Source organism: Scytonema sp. PCC 10023 (assembly GCF_963920835.1).
Taxonomy (GTDB): domain Bacteria; phylum Cyanobacteriota; class Cyanobacteriia; order Cyanobacteriales; family Nostocaceae; genus Kalymmatonema.
This window is the reverse complement of record NZ_CAWUDP010000102.1, coordinates 16,161-33,399: the sequence shown is the minus strand read 5'-3', so window position 1 is coordinate 33,399 and position 17,239 is coordinate 16,161. Positions and strand designations below refer to the sequence as shown.

Genomic DNA, 17,239 nt, shown 5'->3' with positions numbered 1-17,239 from the left:
GTCGGCGAGCAGCACTTTGCGATCGCATCCTTGATTGCTTTTTTACTAGTTCTAAGGTTTGCAGTTTCGCACCGCGAACTAGTCTAAACTCCAGTTCCTTGGAAGCACGTTTTATAGCAGTTCTCGGTCTTTTGAGTAAAACGTGGATTAGATATCTGCTCAACATCCTTTCCGTTATAGGTCGTAATGGCTGTCTCGCATCCGAGATCAAAAGCCACAATTGAGTTGTATGCCAACGTTGACTCTAGATTATAACCGCCACTCTTAAAATCACGGAACATTTCTTCAATACCAAATCTTTTTTTGTAGCTGGCGAGTCTCCTTCGGAGGAGCTTCGCTAACGCTGACTCTAAATTCTCCAAGTTTGTGAGAATAAACCATCCTTCTTTTGGGGCAATTCCTCTGCGCGTTGCGTTTCCATTTAGCAGCTATATTAAAACCGTCAATTCTTTGTCTTTTAGTTACCTTTACACCCTCGATAAATAAAGAAACCCTTGGCTTTAATCCTAAATTATTTAACTCTGACCAAACACCATCCTCTTTTTCAAGAAATTCGGTCTTTTTTAATCTTAGACAAAATAGTAACCGTTGCTCTCTGAGCCAATTAGCCAATTTTACAGAACAAAATTCGCGGTCTCCTAACACAATTACTTTGTATTCTTTAAACAAAGGTAATATGTGAGAAATAATTTTTGTTTGCTCATCAAAATTACTGCTTCCTAATTTGGGGAGAAAATCAAAATAAACAGAAATAGCTTTTTGGTCATAAACCATGCTAATCACCATTAAATTTTTTCGCTCCCAAATGGCACGGTAAGAGCATCTCAATCAGGCTTAACACAAGGAATCAGAAGAATCTAATGTATTGTCAATGAAACAACTAAGAACTTGATCTGGCGAGATACTAGGTACTTTGCTTGGATAACAGAACCCTTTTTGACTTCATCTATAGCCTGATGTAAGCCTGTATGAGCATTGTTACAAGCATTTATAGCAGTTTGTATAGATTGAGGTTCTGGTGTAAGTAGGTCAGTGTAAATAATTCAAGGTATGTAGTAAGCGCTTTAGCGCTTTAGCGCTTAGTACGAGCTAGTTTCCAAGCTTTACTTTTCTCTACATAGTTTGATTTTTTCTCGCCTACTTACTTATATAAAGTAATTTATAAAATTCTCCAGTCTCAAGATTAAACTTCTTAGCTGCTTTTGTTCTTCCATAGCAAATGACTAGTTTTCACACCTTTGAAAAACTCAAATATAATTCTTTAAATTGTCTCCTTCACAGCTTTAGCCATAGATTCTTTAACTGCTGACTCTAATTCTTCAATTGAACACTGATATAACCGACATAATGCCGCAGTTTGGTCAATTTTTAGTTTGGGTATAGTACGCCCTTTTTCCCAGTTCCTTACAGATGATTCTCCAACACCAACAATACTTGCAACATCAACAGTTCTTAGATTCAACCTTTCTCTGAGCTCCTTCATGTCCATTGCAGTAATTTACCCTCTTATCTTACCGCAACGGGTTGACGATTGAAAATAACGCAAGTAAAATTAATTAGTAACATAAAGCCGTCGCGTCCAACTGCCAAGAAGAATCGCAACGGCTAGCGTCAACCCCTTGCGAGGTCAATATAATAATGACACAACTGCAAGGAGCGATCGCAACTGATGAGCAAGTGATCGCCCAACAAGAATTTGAGAAATACCTTGAAGCCCAAGTCGAAGAAATTGCCCCATTTGTAAATTTCTCTTTCCAAGGGCTACCAGCAGCGACTGAGACCATCTTACGTCACGCATTAGCTCTGGCTAGTGAGAAACAAAAGCGGTCGCGCACAGAGTACAAAAAGCTCTTATCTGAGCATGGTTGGCTCTTAGAAGATAAGAAGTACCTCAAGGTGGCTGCTGCATTTGGTTCTTTCTCGCCCCAGGATTTAGCGCAAATCGAGCCAGATACCATGATTGAGCAAATGGTTAACAAAACCTGGAATTCGGTTTGCTTCGTTCAACACTGCCCGTCGAACAATTCTTTAAATTATCAGCCATGTACATAATTTGCAAAGGGCAAGTTAAAGGCGTTACTATGCTAAAGGGAATATTTTAGCGCAGCCGTCTATTTGTTGGAGTGGTTGCTTCTCGCGAGTTTTAGTCAAGTCAATCGCTTTTCAAGAGGGAGTAGGGAGTAGGGAGTAGGGAGTAGGGATACCCCTGCTTAAAAGCAGGGGATTGAATAAGGACGCTTTGTGCGTCGTACTACGTACTCTGGGCACAATTCTTTTTCTTCTATCCTCCCTATTCGTCCGGGGCTTGTAACCATTTCTGCCTTGGCAGTTCTTTCCCTACTCCCTACTCCCTTGCCCCTACTCCCTGCCCCGAAGGGGCAAGGGAGTACTGCAGTTTTTGCAACACAACCCATGGTACTGATCGGGAGAGAGTTCAATGATTGCTCTAGCTGGGATCGCCTTCCATTGCAAAATCTATTCAAGTTCAGCATCTGTTGTGTACCGGGGTATCAGGGTGCAGGATGGTCGGGCAATCATCGTCAAACTACTTAAGCAAGATTATCCCTCTCCTCAAGAACTCATTCGCTATAGGCAGGAATATGAAATTACCCGTTCCCTCAAAGAGGAAGGAGTAATCAAAGCATATAGTCAGCAAGACTATCAGCGCACGCTCGTTATTCTCTTGGAAGATTTCGGTGGAGAATCTATCGAAAGATGGATGCACAAGCAACCAAACTTTTGTCCTATACCTTTATCCAATTTCTTACGATTAGCAATCGATATCACAGATATTTTGGGCAGAATTCATGCTGCTGGAGTCATTCACAAAGATATCAATCCTAGCAACATCGTCCTTAATCCGAATACTGGCGTTGTCAAAATTATTGACTTTGGTATTGCCACCCGCTTTAACCGCACCAATCCGACGTTCAAAAGTCCCCATGTGTTAGAAGGCACGCTTGCCTATCTGTCGCCAGAGCAAACAGGGCGGATGAATCGTTGGCTCGACTATCGCACCGATTTCTACTCGCTGGGCGTAACCTTCTACGAACTGTTAACTGGACAGCTACCGTTCCCCACTCAAGACATCCTTACGCTAGTTCATTGCCATATTGCCAAACCGCCGATTCCTCCGCATGAATTGAACGCCACGATTCCCAAACCCATTTCAGGCATAATTTTGAAGTTGATGGCGAAAAATGCGGAGGATCGCTATCAAAGTGCCTGGGGCATCAAAGCGGATCTAGAACACTGCGCTCAACAACTGGCAGAAATGGGTCAGATCAACGCCATGTCGTTGGGACTGCAAGATGTTTCAGAACAGTTTTGCATTCCTCAGAAACTGTATGGACGAGAAGCCCAGACTAAAGCATTATTGGCGGCGTTTGACAGAGTGGCTAGAAAAGAGACGTTTGGCGAAATTTGTCAACTAGAGTCAGGCATAGAAAATGCTCAATTCAATGTCGAACTCATGCTCGTTGCTGGTTACGCTGGCGTTGGCAAAACAACATTGGTGCAAGAACTTTATAAACCCATCACAGCAAAGCACGGCTATTTCATATCGGGTAAATTTGACCAATTCAGGCGCAATATTCCCTACAGCGCCATTGTGGATGCCCTGCAAAAGTTGGTGCAGCAACTTCTGGGGGAACCGGATGAGCAAGTGCAACAGTGGCGATCGCGTCTGCTCTCAGCTTTAGGAAGCAATGGGCAAATCATCATTGATGTCATTCCTGAAGTTGAATTAATTATTGGCAAACAGCCACCCGTACCCGAAGTTGGAGCAACTGAAGCTCAAAATCGCTTTAATCGAATCTTTCAAAATTTTGTGCGGGTGTTTTGTTCAAAAGAACATCCCCTGGTCATCTTCTTAGACGATTTGCAGTGGATCGACTCCGCAACGCTAAAGTTAATCGAGCTATTATTACTTGACGAGCAGACACAATATCTATTTTTGATTGGAGCCTACCGAGATTCGGAAGTGCATCCAACGCATCCACTAGTATTAACGCTCTTAGAACTACGAAACCAAGGGGCAGTACTTCAGGAGATTACCTTAGCACCCTTAACGCTCGAACCTTTGAGCCAAATGATTGCCGAGACGCTAGGTTGCAATATTGACACCGTTCGTTCTTTAGCCCAATTAGTGTTACGTAAAACCGAAGGCAACCCTTTCTTTGTCGGTGAATTTTTGCGAATGCTGTATAGCGAAAATCTGTTAATCTTTAATGCGAAACAGTTAAGCTGGCAGTGGGATATTGCTCAAATTCAAGCCCAAAATATTACCGATAATGTGGTAGAGTTGCTGCTGATTCAGTTGAATAAATTGCCAAATAAAACACGGCAAATTCTTCGTTTAGCCGCTTGTGTTGGATCTGAATTTGATTTAGAAACGTTAGCGATCGCTTGTGAAAAATCGCCGAAAGTAATTTCTCTAGATTTACTAGCTGCAATACATGCTGGATTAATTCAACCTCTATCTGAATTAGACGAAAACTTGTTAGTTCAAGACTACAAGTTTTTGCACGATCGCGTTCAGCAAGCGGCTTATGCTTTGATTGATGAATCGCAGAAACAGGTTGTTCATCTCCAAATCGGTCGCAATTTGCTCGAAAAAACTTCACCAGAGCAACGATCCGATAGGCTGTTTGAAATCATCGATCATCTCAATCAAGGACTTGAGCTAGTCACTGCCCGATCAGAACGAACTGAAATTGCCAGATTGAATTTAATGGCAGGTCAGAAAGCAAAGGCAGCAACGGCTTATGAAGCAGCTTTTAAGTATTTCACTACAGGGCTTAAACTCCTCAATTCAGAGAGCTGGCAGAGTGAGTATGACCTTACCTTAGCGCTGTACTCAGAAGCAGCAGAAGCAGCATATCTTCATGGTTGCTTTGATGAGATGGAACAGTTGGTAGAAGTGGTACTCGATCGCGCTAAGACAGTGGTTGACAAAGTGCAGGCTTACGATAGCAGAATTCAAGGATATTTGTCACAGGGCAACCTGAAAGAAGCACTAAAAACTGGATTGGAAGCGTTAAAGCTCTTGGGAATAGATTTAATAGAAAATCCAAGTCAGGCAGATATTCAAAGGGAATTGGAGTCAACGGCTGCACTACTCGCTGAACGAGAAATCAAAGACTTGATTGATTTACCAGAGATGACTGCACCAGAACCGCTGGCAGCAATGTCAATCCTAGCGAGTATGAGGTCTGTTGCATTCATAGTATCACCAGCACTGTGGATACTGATTACGTTCAAAACGGTAAATTTATCAATCAACTACGGGAATGCTATCTGGTCATCACTGTTTTATGCTGGCTACGGATTTGTTCTATGTGGAGTTGTTCAAGACATTGAATTCGGTTATGAGTTCGGCAAATTGGCTCTGGGTTTGGCAGAACGATTGAATGTCAGAGGAAATGCTAGAACCTTAATGTTTTCGAATGTCCATATCATGCACTGGAAGGTGCATTTTAGGAACACAATACCCATGCTGGCTGATGCCTATCAAGATGGAGTAGAAACTGGAGACTTTGAAACTGCTGGTTATGCTGCATATTACGTGTGCTATAACTCGTTTTTTGCTGGAGAGGAACTCACCCAAGTGGAACAAAAAACAGCAGTTTACAGCAAGTCGATTGACCAAATTAGACGAGAAAGTCCCTCGAATTGGCTGGCAATATTGCGGCAGACTATTCTTAATTTGCAAGATAGGCCTGAGAATTCCAGCCGCTTAGTTAGTAGGCTACATAATGAAGAGCAGGCGTTATCACACGCTATTGCAGTTAAAGATGGAACTGCAATCCAAATACTCTATTTGCACAAAGTCATGTTGTGTTATCTATTTGAAGAACACCATCAAGCTGAACAGACTGCTATTTTGGCAAGGCAAGATTTTGAAGAGGTGACAGCAATAACGGTTCTACCTATATTCTGTTTCTATCATTCGCTGGCGCTTTTGAGCCTATCGCCTGATGCTTCAAACTCTGAAAAAGTAGCTTGGCTAAACTGTGTTAACACCAACCAAGAAAAAATGCAGAAATGGGCAGAACATGCTCCCATGAATTATCTACATAAATTTTATCTAGTCGAGGCAGAGAAAGCGCGAGTCTTAGGGCAATTTCTTGAGGCTGAAGAGTTTTATGAACGAGCGATCGCAGGCGCTGCTGAAAATGAGTATATCCAGGAAGAAGCACTCGCCTATGAATTAGCGGCTAAACATTATCTGGCGCGAGGGCGGGAAAAAATTGCTCAGACCTACATGAAAGAAGCGCACTATTGCTACGCTCGCTGGGGCGCAACCGCTAAAGTTAAAGATTTAGAAAAACGATATCCACAACTCCTCAACACCAACCTAGTTCGGCAATCACATTCAATCGTGACCAATGAAACGATCCGTCATCCCACTGCGGCGATCGATTTGGCGGCGGTGATGAAAGCGGCTCAAGCTCTCTCAGAAATAATCCATCTCGATCAATTAATTGCCACGTTGATGCAGGTGGTAATCGAAAATGCAGGAGCCGAAACTGGCGCTCTGGTTCTCCTGGAAGAGGATCAACTCACTGTGATGGCTCAATGCAGCGGAAGTAGACAATGTGACCTAGAAAAGCTTGCTGTTGCTGACTGTGCAACGATTTCTGTCTCCGTCATTCGCTCGGTAGAACGTACTCAAGAAACTTTAGTGTTTGATGATGCAGTCAGCGAACCGCCTTTTTCAACTGATCCTTACATTCAAAAGCAACAGACGCGATCGCTCCTGTGTATGCCCATTGTCAAGCAAAATCAGCCGATCGGCATCCTTTATCTAGAGAACAATCTCAGTACCGGAGTATTTACTAGCGATCGCTTACAAGTCCTCAAACTGTTGATGGTTCAGGCAGCAATTTCACTGGAGAATGCTCGGTTGTATGAACAGTTAGCAGACTATGCCGAAACACTGGAAAGGAACGTAGAAGAGCGAACTCAAGCCTTGCAGCAGGAGATCGCTGAACGTCAACAAACCGAAGCCGCATTCAGACAAAGTGAAGCGAATTATCGCAACCTGCTGCAAACCGCGAATTCTGTCATCATTTGCTATGACACGCAAGGACGGATTCGGTACATCAACGATTATGGGGTAAAACTCCTGGGCTATGAAGAACATGAGATTGTAGGGCGAACCTTATTTGAAACGATCATTCCAGACATCGAAATCTCTGGGCGCGATGTCAAACCCTTTGTCCATGATTTACTTCGTAATCCTCAATCGTACCCGCAAGGCGAGGGTGAAAATCTGTGTCGAGACGGTCGGCGAGTTTGGGTTGTTTGGTCAAATCAAGCCATCTTCAATGAACAGGGAGAGGTCGTTGAAATCTTATCGGTTGGCAATGACACCACCCAGCGTAGACAAGCAGAAGAGGCATTACAACGCAGTGAAGCCAAGTTCCGAACGATCTTTGAAAACTCACAGGTTGGCATCTACCGAACCCGCATCGGTGATGGATTAATCCTTGATGCCAATCAACGCTTTACAGATCTGTTTGGCTTTGATTCACCAGAGGAGGTGATTGGGCTGAAACACACTACAGACTGTTATGTGAATCCCAGCGATCGCCAGCAAGCTATTGAATTGCTGAAGCGTGATGGTGAACTGCAAAACTTTGAAGTGCAACTGCAAAAACGAGATGGCACGCTATTTTGGGGACTTTGCTCTACTCGTCTGAATGCAGCCGATGGATGTATGGAAGGGGTAATTGCAGATATTAGCGATCGCAAACAGGCAGAAGCCGCATTACGGCAAAGTGAAGCAGATTATCGCAACTTGGTAAAAACCGCGAATTCAATCATCGATCGATTCGATACACAGGGGCGAATTCGATACATGAACGATTATGGGCTGAAATTCTTTGGCTATGAAGAGCACCAGATTCTAGGGCGTACCCTACTCGAAACGATCATTCCCGAAACCGAACGCTCCGGACGCGATCTCAAACCCTTTGTCCAAGAATTACTTCGCAACCCTGAAACTTACCTGCAAACCGAGAATGAAAATCTATGTCGAGATGGTCGGCGAGTTTGGGTTGCCTGGTCAAATCAAGCGATTTTGAACGAACAGGGAGATTTAGTTGAAATTTTATCGGTTGGACATGACATCACCCAGCGTAAAGACGCAGAAGAAGCATTACAACGTAGTGAAACCAAGTTCCGCAATATCTTTGAAAACTCGCAGGTTGGCATCTACCGAACCCGCACCTGTGATGGATTAATTCTCAATGCCAATCAACGCTTTGCCGATCTGTTTGGCTTTGATTCACCAGAGGAGATTATCGGGCTGGAACACACTACAGGCTACTATGTCAATCAGGGCGATCGCCAACAAGCCATTGAGTTGCTGAAGCGGGATGGGGAACTGCGAAGCTTTGAAGTCCAGATGCGAAAACGAGATGGGACATTGTTTTGGGGACTTTTCTCTTCTTATTTGAATGCAACCGATGAATACATCGAAGGGGTAGTTGCGGATATTAGCGATCGCAAACAGGCAGAAGCAGCATTGCAAGCCTCTGAAGCAGAACTGCGAGCGCTCTTTTCAGCCATTCCCGATCCGCTGTGTATCTTCACTGCTGAAGGGCAATTGATCTGTGCAATCGAAGGAAATCCGTCCTATGGAGAGTTGGATGAGGAGGAGTATATTGGTAAAACACTGCATCAACTTTATGCTAAGGAACAAGCTGATGAATTCCTGAGTTACATTCAGCAGGTGCTGAGAACCCAACAAGTACTCACAGTTGAATACAGCAAGTGGATAGCTGGACGAGAAATCTGGTTTTCGGCTCGCATTGCCCCGATTCGGCACGAACAGGTGATTTGGTTGTCGCGAGATATTACGCTGCAAAAGCAAGCAGAAGCAGCCTCGATTTTGGAAGAACGCAACCGCATGGCGCGTGAAATTCACGACACACTCGCTCAGGCGTTTACAGGCATTCTGGCTCAGGTGGGAGCTGCAAAACAGGTGCTAACGGATGATGTAGAAGCAACTCAGGCACACCTGGATCTGATCAAAGAATTGGCGCGAACTGGACTGTGTGAAGCGCGGCGATCGGTCGTCGCGCTCCGTCCTCAGCTTTTGGAGGAGGGCAGTTTACAGAGCGCTCTACATCGTCTCGTCGCTCAACTCAGGGCTACTGCAACTGACACCACCTTATATTATGAGATTGAGGGTGCAGCGTATTCTCTACCTGCTGAAGTCGAGAGTAATCTATTGCGGATGGGGCAGGAAGCATTAACCAATGCGATTAGACACGCCAATGCTGACGAAATTCGAGTGGAGCTAGTCTACGATCGCGATCAGTTTTGCTTGCGCGTGAGAGACAATGGACAGGGCTTTGGAGTTGGGAGTATTCCATCCTCTGAGGGGTTTGGCTTACTCGGCATGAGCGAACGAGCAGAGCGCATCGGTGCACAACTCACGATTCGGAGTCAACCTGGAGAAGGAACAGAGATGATTGTTACCGTCGATCGGGAGGCATCACAATGAGCCAAGCCATTCGGGTTCTCATTGCAGACGATCATGCTATTTTTCGGCAAGGATTAGCCACGATTATTAATCGTGACCCAGATATGCAGGTGATTGCCCAAGCCGAAAATGGGGAACAAGCGATCGCTCTATTTGGGGAACACCAACCGGATGTCACACTCATGGATCTGCGAATGCCGGAAGTGGAAGGAGTTGCCGCCATCGGTGCAATTCGTGCTACTGCTAAATCTGCTCGGATTATTGTACTGACCACGTATGATAGTGACGAAGATATTTATCGGGGATTGCAGGCAGGCGCAAAAGGATATCTGTTGAAAGAAACTGAACCTGAGGAGCTTCTGAATGCGATTCGTACCGTTCATCGGGGTCAGAAGTATATTCCGCCCGATGTGGGAGCAAAGTTGGTACAGCGCCTCAGCAATCCAGAACTGAGTGAACGAGAACTAGAAGTACTCGGCTCACTGGCGCAGGGAATGAGCAATGCCGATATTGCGGCTGCTTTGAGTATCAGTGAAGGCACTGTCAAATCTCATGTCAATCGGATTTTGAATAAGTTGGATGTGAGCGATCGCACTCAAGCGGTGATTGTTGCCGTTAAGCGCGGCATTGTCAGTTTATAGGGTGTACTTTCGATCGAGTTGAGAGTCTAACTTAAGTTAGAGTCGGCCTTCTACTTTGCGATGGAACGATTACTCTATCAATTTCTACTGTCAAACTTTTAACTCACTATAGACGACAGCTTGAAGGTGATCTCCTATATTGAACTTATTGTGAAAGAAGCTGAGTACTAGAGCTGGCCACGCCCCAGATAGCTAGGAAAAAACGACATTGACTGAATTTGAATGAAAAAGGAGACAAACCCATGAGCAACATCATTGACACAATGATCGATCCCAATGACAGCGTGCTGCTGCTGATTGATCATCAAAGCGGACTCTTCCAACTTGTGCGTGACATTGAACTCCCAGTCCTCCGCGCCAATGCCACCCCAATGCGCGGCATGTGCCGTGCGGAGAAGACCTTACAGGAGTAATGAAATGAAAGGAAATCAAACAATGTTTGACGTCATCATCGTCGGTGGCGGATCCGCCGGCGCAGTGCTGGCCAATCGCCTGAGTGCTGATCCATCTCGCCGTGTCTTGCTGATCGAAGCGGGCAAGGCCTATCCCCCAAACGCCTATCCCGACCCAGTCCGCCGCCAGGACCTAGTGGGTGGCGATCCGCAGCACGACTGGGGCTTTTACAGCGAGCCTGGCGTGCTGGGCAGAAGGCTTCAGCTCAACCGCGGCAAGGTGCTGGGTGGCTCGTCTGCCATCAACGGTGCAGTGGCGATGCGGGTGCCGAAATACGACCACGATCGCTGGGCCAAGGCGCATGACCTCGACGCCTTGAACTGGCAAAGCTCGCAGGCCTTCTATCGTTCGCTGGAGCGTACCTCCGGCACTGGCGGCGACGGCCGCGACGGCTGCGTCCCCATCCACCAGCTCGGCGATGAAGAAGTGTCTGACCAGCATCGCGACTTCATCGCGTCGGCACTGGCTGCGGGCTACCAGCGCACATCGGGTTTTACGACGGGGCAGCCGCTGGGCGTTGGTCCCTATGTGATGAATACCCGCATGGGTGTGAGGCTTAACACAGGAATGACCTTGTTGGGCGATGCGGTGCGCGCCCGACCTAATCTGACCATCCGCGACGAGACGCTGGTCGATGCCGTGTTAGTGGAGCATGGCCAGGCGCAAGGCGTCCGACTGGCTGGCGGGGCGATCATCCTAGCCGGTGAAATCATCCTTTCAGCGGGCACCTATGTCAGCCCGGCGATCCTGATGCGTTCCGGCATTGGCCCCTCTGAGGTGCTGCGAGGCCTTGACATCCCGGTCGTGTCCGAGCTGCCGGTCGGTCGCCGTCTACAGGATCACCCGATGGTCCCGACCGTCTGGTCGATTCGCAAGGAAGCAGTAGGCCTTCCGTATCCACCCATCGGCGCAATGCTGTGGACGGCATCCAACCACGCGACGAACGGCGAGGCAGATCTGAACATCAGCACCGCGACCCTGCCCGACGATGGGCAGACTTCCGACGGCGCGATATTCCTGCTGTTCGCTGCGCTCGTGAGACCGCGTTCCGTGGGTTCCCTCACCATCGCCAGCCGCGATCCCTATGCTGCGCCCATCATCGATCTCGGCTTCCTGACGGACAGCGGTGACCGCGAGCGATTGGTCGATGGTGTCGAAGTCATCCGGAACATTGCGCGTCAGCAGCCTTTTGCCGATATGGTGGGTGCAGAACTGGCGCCGGGCGCGGCAAAGAGCGACCGCGCTTCGATCAACGCCGCGCTCGCGACCTCTGTGCAGAGCTATCAGCATCCGACCTCCACTGTACCCATGGGCGGACCGCGCGATGCCGGGGCCGTGGTGGATATTGACGGGCACGTTCGTGGCGTCAAGAGCCTGCGAGTCGTCGATGCCTCGATCTGGCCTGACGTGCCCTCCGTCGCAACGGCTTTCCCGACCATGATGCTGGCCGAAAGCATCGCTGCCCGGATGGCCTAAGAGAAGTACGCAATCAGTGAAAGCAACCCCGCCCAAAAGAGCGATAGCTCTGAGATTTGCCGCAGGGGCAAGTCAACATCATCAACCCCAACTTGGACACAATCACATGAAACAAGATCATCTCACAAGCGACGTCACGCTCGCCACCGCCGCACCCGCACACACGCAAGAGGCTAGCAAGGGTCTGACCGCAGCGCAATTGCTGAAGCGCAGTCTGGACACTTTCCTAGCCAAAGATATTAAGGGCTGGGCTGAACTCTGCGACGAAAACGTCGTCGTCGAATTCCCCTTCGCGCCCGACGTGGCGTCCAGAAAGCTGGTGGGCCGAGCGGCTATCTACGAGTATTTGAAGAACTATCCCAGCGTCATTGACGTGCAGCGGACTCCCACGCTGAAGATCAACTCTACCGATGACCCCAACATGGCTATTGCCGAATGGAGCGTCTCAGGCCGGGTGATCAGTAACGGCAACCCCTATGAAATGAGCTACGCCACGTTTGTCACGTTCAAGAACGGGCTAATCGTCACCTACCGCGAGTACTGGGACCCGATGGCGTTCATGGCCGCCATGCGCGGCGCAAAGTTCTGAGGTCGCAAAAGGAGATTGCCAAATGAGTCTCAAATTCAGACAACGAAGGCTCATTTGGTGCACTGTGAGCACGAGCAGTGCTTCCTCAACCATTTCATTTTATATTTGCGGCGGTCTTCACCGCCTTGAAGGACACGAGATGCAATATCTAACCCATATCGACTGCGCGACGCTGACGTTCATGACTCAGGGTAACTTTCGCTATGTGGACACGACCGGTTAGCAAGGCGTTTTGGCGGCTGGCGGTGTTGAATGGATGAAGGCAGGAAACGGCGTGTGGCACTCAGGCACCCCCGTTGGCGACACGCAGGTTAAAGGCTTCCAGCTCTGGATCGCCTTGCCCGCTGCGGAAGAAAACACGCCTGCGCAAAGCATCTACCTGGCTCCGTCCGACGTGCCGCAGGAAGGGCCTGCGCGGGCACTGCGCGGGCGCTATGGCGAGGCGAAAAGCCCTATCAACGCACTGGCGCAGATGACATACCTCTCCGTCTCCATGCGTCGTAGCCAATGCTTGAATTTCTGTTGACTTTCCATCGCAATATATTCAAAGGAATTTACGTTGATTGGCTACGGATTGTTGCGATCGCGCAGCGTGTGCATAGCACGTATCGCCTTTTCCAACCAATCTAAATAAGTCTGTTCCCGTTGCTTCACTAAGTCCAAAACCAGTCGATGCAGTTTTTGTTCACGCGATGCAGTCGGATTACTCAAAGATAGAGTCTCGATCGCCTCACACTGGGCTAGCTTTTCTTGCCGTGCTTCCAGTTCCTGCTCTAGCAGATACACGATCGCCTCATTAGGCAACTGAGCCGCAAAATAGAGTTGCGCCAGCAACGGCTCTCGCAACACGGGCAACGGATGATGCGTCTGGAGCCAGTGGGTTAACTCTGCTTCACCTGCTTCAGTAATCCGGTAAACCTTGCGATTAGGGCGATCGTGCTGAATCTCGACGGTACAGGTAATCCACCCCTGTGACTCCAGTTTGTCCAAAGTCCGATAAATCTGTGCCTGATCTGCTGGCCACAGATGGGAAATGCAATCGTCAAAGCACTCGGTTTTGAGGTCGTAGCCGGTCCGCTCCTGTTGCTGGAGCAGACCCAGAATCACATGGGCAAGAGACATAGGCGGTTTACCGAACGAACAGGGAGGACAAGCCCTACCCATAGAATTTATATCTTTCTATGCTAATATATGATTAATCATATATAGGATAAATCTTATAAATTGTCGGCTTGGAGGCAACTGTATGACAACTCAAACTCAAACATTCCGAACCGTTGCTGGAATTATCAATAGTGTAGAAACGCTTGAAGGAGCAGGCTTCCGGGTGCGTCGTCCCTTTCCCAAGAGTAGCTTTTCCGAGTTTGACCCCTTTCTCCTCCTCGATGAATTGGGTCCCGTGAATCTAAAGTCCGGTCAAGCAAAGGGTGCACCGGATCATCCCCATCGTGGCTTTGAAACCGTCAGCTACGTCCTGGATGGACGGCTGGAACACAAGGACTCGGTCGGTCATACCGGACTGCTCAATCCCGGTGATGTGCAGTGGATGACCGCTGGGGCAGGCGTAGTGCATTCCGAAATGCCAGAAGCTGAGTTTACCCGCACGGGTGGGCGACTGCACGGCATTCAACTGTGGGTCAACTTGCCGCAGGGGGACAAGATGATTGCTCCTCATTATCAGGAAATTCCATCAGCGCAGATTCCGGTGGCTCAGACCAAAGATGGGTCCGTGACGGTGCGCGTGATTGCGGGAGAAGCGTTGGGGGTGAAAGCGGTGATTGAAACCCGCACCCCGATTATCTACTTGCACTTCACGCTACAACCGGGAGCAAGCATTGTTCAACCGGTACCGAAAGAGTATAACGCCTTTACCTATGTCCTCGATGGGTCTGGTTTGTTTGGCACTGAGCAGGAACGGGGTGAGGATGGGCAAATGGTGATTTTTGCACCTGATGGTGAGGAAGTGGCGATCGCCAATCCTGCGGATGCCACCCAACCCCTTGATCTACTGCTGATTGCTGGAGTGCCGCTGAATGAACCTGTGGTGCGCTATGGTCCCTTTGTGATGAACACCGAAGCCGAAATCCTGCAAGCGATCGACGATTACCGAAATGGAAGGATGGGACATATTCATGCTTAACACGCCTCAACACCGCATTACCCAACATCAACTTCTGACCGATATACGCATCAAGTTATTGCATTTGCATCAACTGTTGTTGGATACAGAGCGTATTCGTTACGAACAGGTGCGCGGACAGGTCTCTAAAGGTGAATTGCTGCAACTGGTGATCAGTCACGATCAGTTTGCCTGGTTGCATCGCCTCTCAGAATTGATTGTGCAAATTGATGAGTTAATCCACTCTGATGAGCCGATCACCTCCGAGGCGATCGCTGCTCTCATTGCTGATGTTCGGATTCTACTCACACCTGATGAAGTTGGAAATGACTTTGCTGTGAAGTATGATATGGCGTTTCAGCGTAACCCTGATGTGGTGTTAGCTCATGCTGATGTGGTCACAATGCTAGCGACTAAAGTTCAACTATAAATTGAGCAGTTCCTCCAGATTAAAATTAACCTGGACGAACTGCTTTTATGCATTGTATTTACCGAATCGTAAGCATTCGCGGCGTGTTCAGGTGTTTATTGATTTCCTAATTCAGTGATTTAGGAATCCGTCCTATTGGGAAAGGAACGTTTGACGAACGATACTGCCTACTCTGACAGTTAATCTGCGAATTGATATATTTCCTAAACGAATCGATGCCCCCGATTCTAACTTAAGTTATAGCCCGCCTTCTACTCTGCAATGGCATAGTTGCTCTATCAATTTGTACGGCAAAAAATTCAACTCGCTATAGACGACGGCTTGAAAGCGATCTCCTATATTGAATTTATGCAAACAGTTATGCAGTCAATGGATTGAGCAAGTAAATTGCAAGGTTCCATGCTTGATGCAAATGTAGAAAAATGAACGACGATTGTAGCCACAGTTCCTTACTTGTACCACCTTCAACCCAAGATTGGATTCAAGGTGTGTTGAGTGCCAAAATAGTGCTGGTGATGTATGGAGACTATCAAGACCCCAAAAGTGCAGACGTTTACAAGCTGATTAAAGCGATCAAACGAGAGCTTAGTGCTGCTTTTGGAGAGGATGATTTATGTTTTATCTTCCGTCATTTTCCGCAAGCACAGATTCATTCTCATGCTCAACGGATCGCCCAAACTGCCGAAGCAGCCGCTGCCCAAGGACAGTTTTGGTCAATGCACGACACTTTGTTTGCCCATCAACAGAAGTTAGAAAATGGTTATCTTGTAGAGTACGCCAACGATTTAGGACTTAACGTTCCTCAATTTCTGCGAGATGTCGCAAGAGGGACATATCTCGATCGCATCAATGAAGATATTGAAGGCGGAATACAGAGTGGAGTAACGACTGCTCCAGCCCTATTTATCAATAACACTCGATATACCGGACGCTGGAAGATGACAGAGTTAATGACAGCCATTGTTGCTGCAAGTCATTAAGCTCCCCAACCTTTGTTCGCCATTTATGTTTGACTGAGGACAATTTTATGAAATCCAGTCCACGATCGACCAAAGATGATTTTAAGCAATCAAGGTTTTCAACTCAGGCTGATTTTTCCAATGCTCTCTCTTCTAATCATGCCCTTGTTACGGTTGCCCAAGAGGTCGCTGAACGGCTCCAACAAGCCTATCCTCCTCCATCTGATGACAGTAACTCGGTTGAGGCGATCGTGATTCGCGCAGTTGATTCAGACTTGAGGCAAATGATTCTCGCTGAATCACTCACAGATCGGGAGTTGGAGGTGTTGCAATTGATTGTTGATGGAGACAATAGTATCGCGATCGCTCGGAAGCTTAATATTTCTGTGGGTACGGCAAAAACTCATATTCGCGACATTCTGAAGAAGCTTATATGAGCAATTTCTGACACATTCGTGCCTAGTGCTTATTTCTGAGAAGTGAGTAAGGTTTCAATCTAATTCATGACAATTCGGTCGATGTTTAAAGGCTCATGCTTTTAGATCTTGAGCAGCTTTGTTGTGCTCAATTTCTAACTTAAAGATTCTGTTTTTGCTTGCTAGTGCCAGTAAGCTACCTGATTTTGACGGTTAGCTTTTCCTGTCGAACAAACCACCAATTTTTGCACCATGCTAACAATTACAACACCAACCCTTGAACAAAATAAAACATTCATCCGCAATCACTTTGAGGAGTTTGTGAACCGCAAGAATTCTGCTATTGCTTACCAAAACTTCGCATCTAACTTTATAGATCGCGAAGAACCTTTTGTAGGATTGGCGAGTCCCGAACTGGTTAAGCAAACGATGGATAAGGCATACGTAAAGTATCCCGATTTGCACGTTACGGTTGAGGACACGATTGCTGAGGGTGACAAGGTTATGGTGCGGTGTCTGTGGCGCGGAACCGATGCATCTACGGGAAAGAAGATGGAGTTTAAGGGCTTTGTGCTTTGGAGATTAGCAGATGGCAAACTTGCTGAACGTTGGGCGACGGTTACACCGCCACTTCGATAATCATCCGGCGTGACTTACTAA

The 17,239-nt window shown here is 47.4% G+C and carries 15 protein-coding genes; 12 read left to right on the top strand and 3 right to left on the bottom strand.

Translation table 11 applies throughout. The features are described 5' to 3' along the window. Positions 1-285: 285 nt before the first annotated feature. Both ACM0OZ_RS39040 and ACM0OZ_RS39035 read right to left on the bottom strand, forming a co-directional pair. Entirely contained in the window at positions 286-774 is a 489-nt protein-coding gene (locus tag ACM0OZ_RS39040; protein WP_414588227.1) for a transposase, read from the bottom strand. A 487-nt stretch (positions 775-1,261) separates the two neighbouring features. Beyond that, positions 1,262-1,489, bottom strand: coding sequence for a helix-turn-helix transcriptional regulator (locus tag ACM0OZ_RS39035; protein ID WP_414588226.1), 228 nt, complete (start codon positions 1,487-1,489; stop codon positions 1,262-1,264). 149 nt (positions 1,490-1,638) lie between these two features. On the opposite strand from ACM0OZ_RS39035, the gene ACM0OZ_RS39030 reads away from it, so the two are divergent. The 7 genes from ACM0OZ_RS39030 to ACM0OZ_RS39000 all read left to right on the top strand — a co-directional run bounded on the left by ACM0OZ_RS39030 (position 1,639) and on the right by ACM0OZ_RS39000 (position 13,181). Further along, the gene (locus ACM0OZ_RS39030) at positions 1,639-2,052 is read left to right on the top strand and encodes a hypothetical protein (RefSeq protein WP_414588225.1); all 414 of its coding nucleotides are present in this window, start codon (positions 1,639-1,641) and stop codon (positions 2,050-2,052) included. A gap of 385 nt (positions 2,053-2,437) precedes the next feature. Further along, complete coding sequence (locus ACM0OZ_RS39025; RefSeq protein WP_414588224.1) at positions 2,438-9,517, top strand: PAS domain S-box protein; 7,080 nt, start codon at positions 2,438-2,440, stop codon at positions 9,515-9,517. Next, entirely contained in the window at positions 9,514-10,137 is a 624-nt protein-coding gene (locus ACM0OZ_RS39020; protein ID WP_414588223.1) for a response regulator, read from the top strand. The genes ACM0OZ_RS39025 and ACM0OZ_RS39020 overlap by 4 nt, the downstream gene beginning before the upstream one ends. A 242-nt stretch (positions 10,138-10,379) precedes the next feature. Continuing rightward, on the top strand, positions 10,380-10,550 hold the full coding sequence (locus ACM0OZ_RS39015) for a hypothetical protein (RefSeq protein WP_414588222.1): 171 nt from the start codon (positions 10,380-10,382) through the stop codon (positions 10,548-10,550). A gap of 4 nt (positions 10,551-10,554) precedes the next feature. After that, positions 10,555-12,066, top strand: coding sequence for a GMC family oxidoreductase (locus ACM0OZ_RS39010; protein ID WP_414588221.1), 1,512 nt, complete (start codon positions 10,555-10,557; stop codon positions 12,064-12,066). Positions 12,067-12,172: 106 nt separating this feature from the next. Further along, the gene (locus ACM0OZ_RS39005) at positions 12,173-12,655 is read left to right on the top strand and encodes a nuclear transport factor 2 family protein (protein WP_414588220.1); all 483 of its coding nucleotides are present in this window, start codon (positions 12,173-12,175) and stop codon (positions 12,653-12,655) included. A gap of 232 nt (positions 12,656-12,887) precedes the next feature. Then, the gene (locus ACM0OZ_RS39000) at positions 12,888-13,181 is read left to right on the top strand and encodes a pirin family protein (protein ID WP_414588219.1); all 294 of its coding nucleotides are present in this window, start codon (positions 12,888-12,890) and stop codon (positions 13,179-13,181) included. 41 nt (positions 13,182-13,222) lie between these two features. Here the strand turns inward: ACM0OZ_RS39000 and ACM0OZ_RS38995 are convergent, their stop codons facing one another. After that, entirely contained in the window at positions 13,223-13,777 is a 555-nt protein-coding gene (locus ACM0OZ_RS38995) for a PadR family transcriptional regulator (RefSeq protein WP_414588218.1), read from the bottom strand. A gap of 124 nt (positions 13,778-13,901) precedes the next feature. On the opposite strand from ACM0OZ_RS38995, the gene ACM0OZ_RS38990 reads away from it, so the two are divergent. From ACM0OZ_RS38990 to ACM0OZ_RS38970, 5 genes are all read left to right on the top strand, one after another. Then, a complete protein-coding gene (locus ACM0OZ_RS38990) occupies positions 13,902-14,795 on the top strand; it encodes a pirin family protein (RefSeq protein WP_414588217.1) in 894 nt (297 codons plus the stop codon). Further along, on the top strand, positions 14,788-15,204 hold the full coding sequence (locus ACM0OZ_RS38985; protein WP_414588216.1) for a hypothetical protein: 417 nt from the start codon (positions 14,788-14,790) through the stop codon (positions 15,202-15,204). The genes ACM0OZ_RS38990 and ACM0OZ_RS38985 overlap by 8 nt, the downstream gene beginning before the upstream one ends. A 422-nt stretch (positions 15,205-15,626) precedes the next feature. Next, complete coding sequence (locus ACM0OZ_RS38980; protein ID WP_414588215.1) at positions 15,627-16,184, top strand: DsbA family protein; 558 nt, start codon at positions 15,627-15,629, stop codon at positions 16,182-16,184. A gap of 47 nt (positions 16,185-16,231) precedes the next feature. Continuing rightward, a complete protein-coding gene (locus tag ACM0OZ_RS38975; protein ID WP_414588214.1) occupies positions 16,232-16,600 on the top strand; it encodes a LuxR C-terminal-related transcriptional regulator in 369 nt (122 codons plus the stop codon). Positions 16,601-16,831: 231 nt separating this feature from the next. After that, a complete protein-coding gene (locus ACM0OZ_RS38970; protein ID WP_414588213.1) occupies positions 16,832-17,218 on the top strand; it encodes an ester cyclase in 387 nt (128 codons plus the stop codon). Positions 17,219-17,239 lie beyond the last annotated feature (21 nt).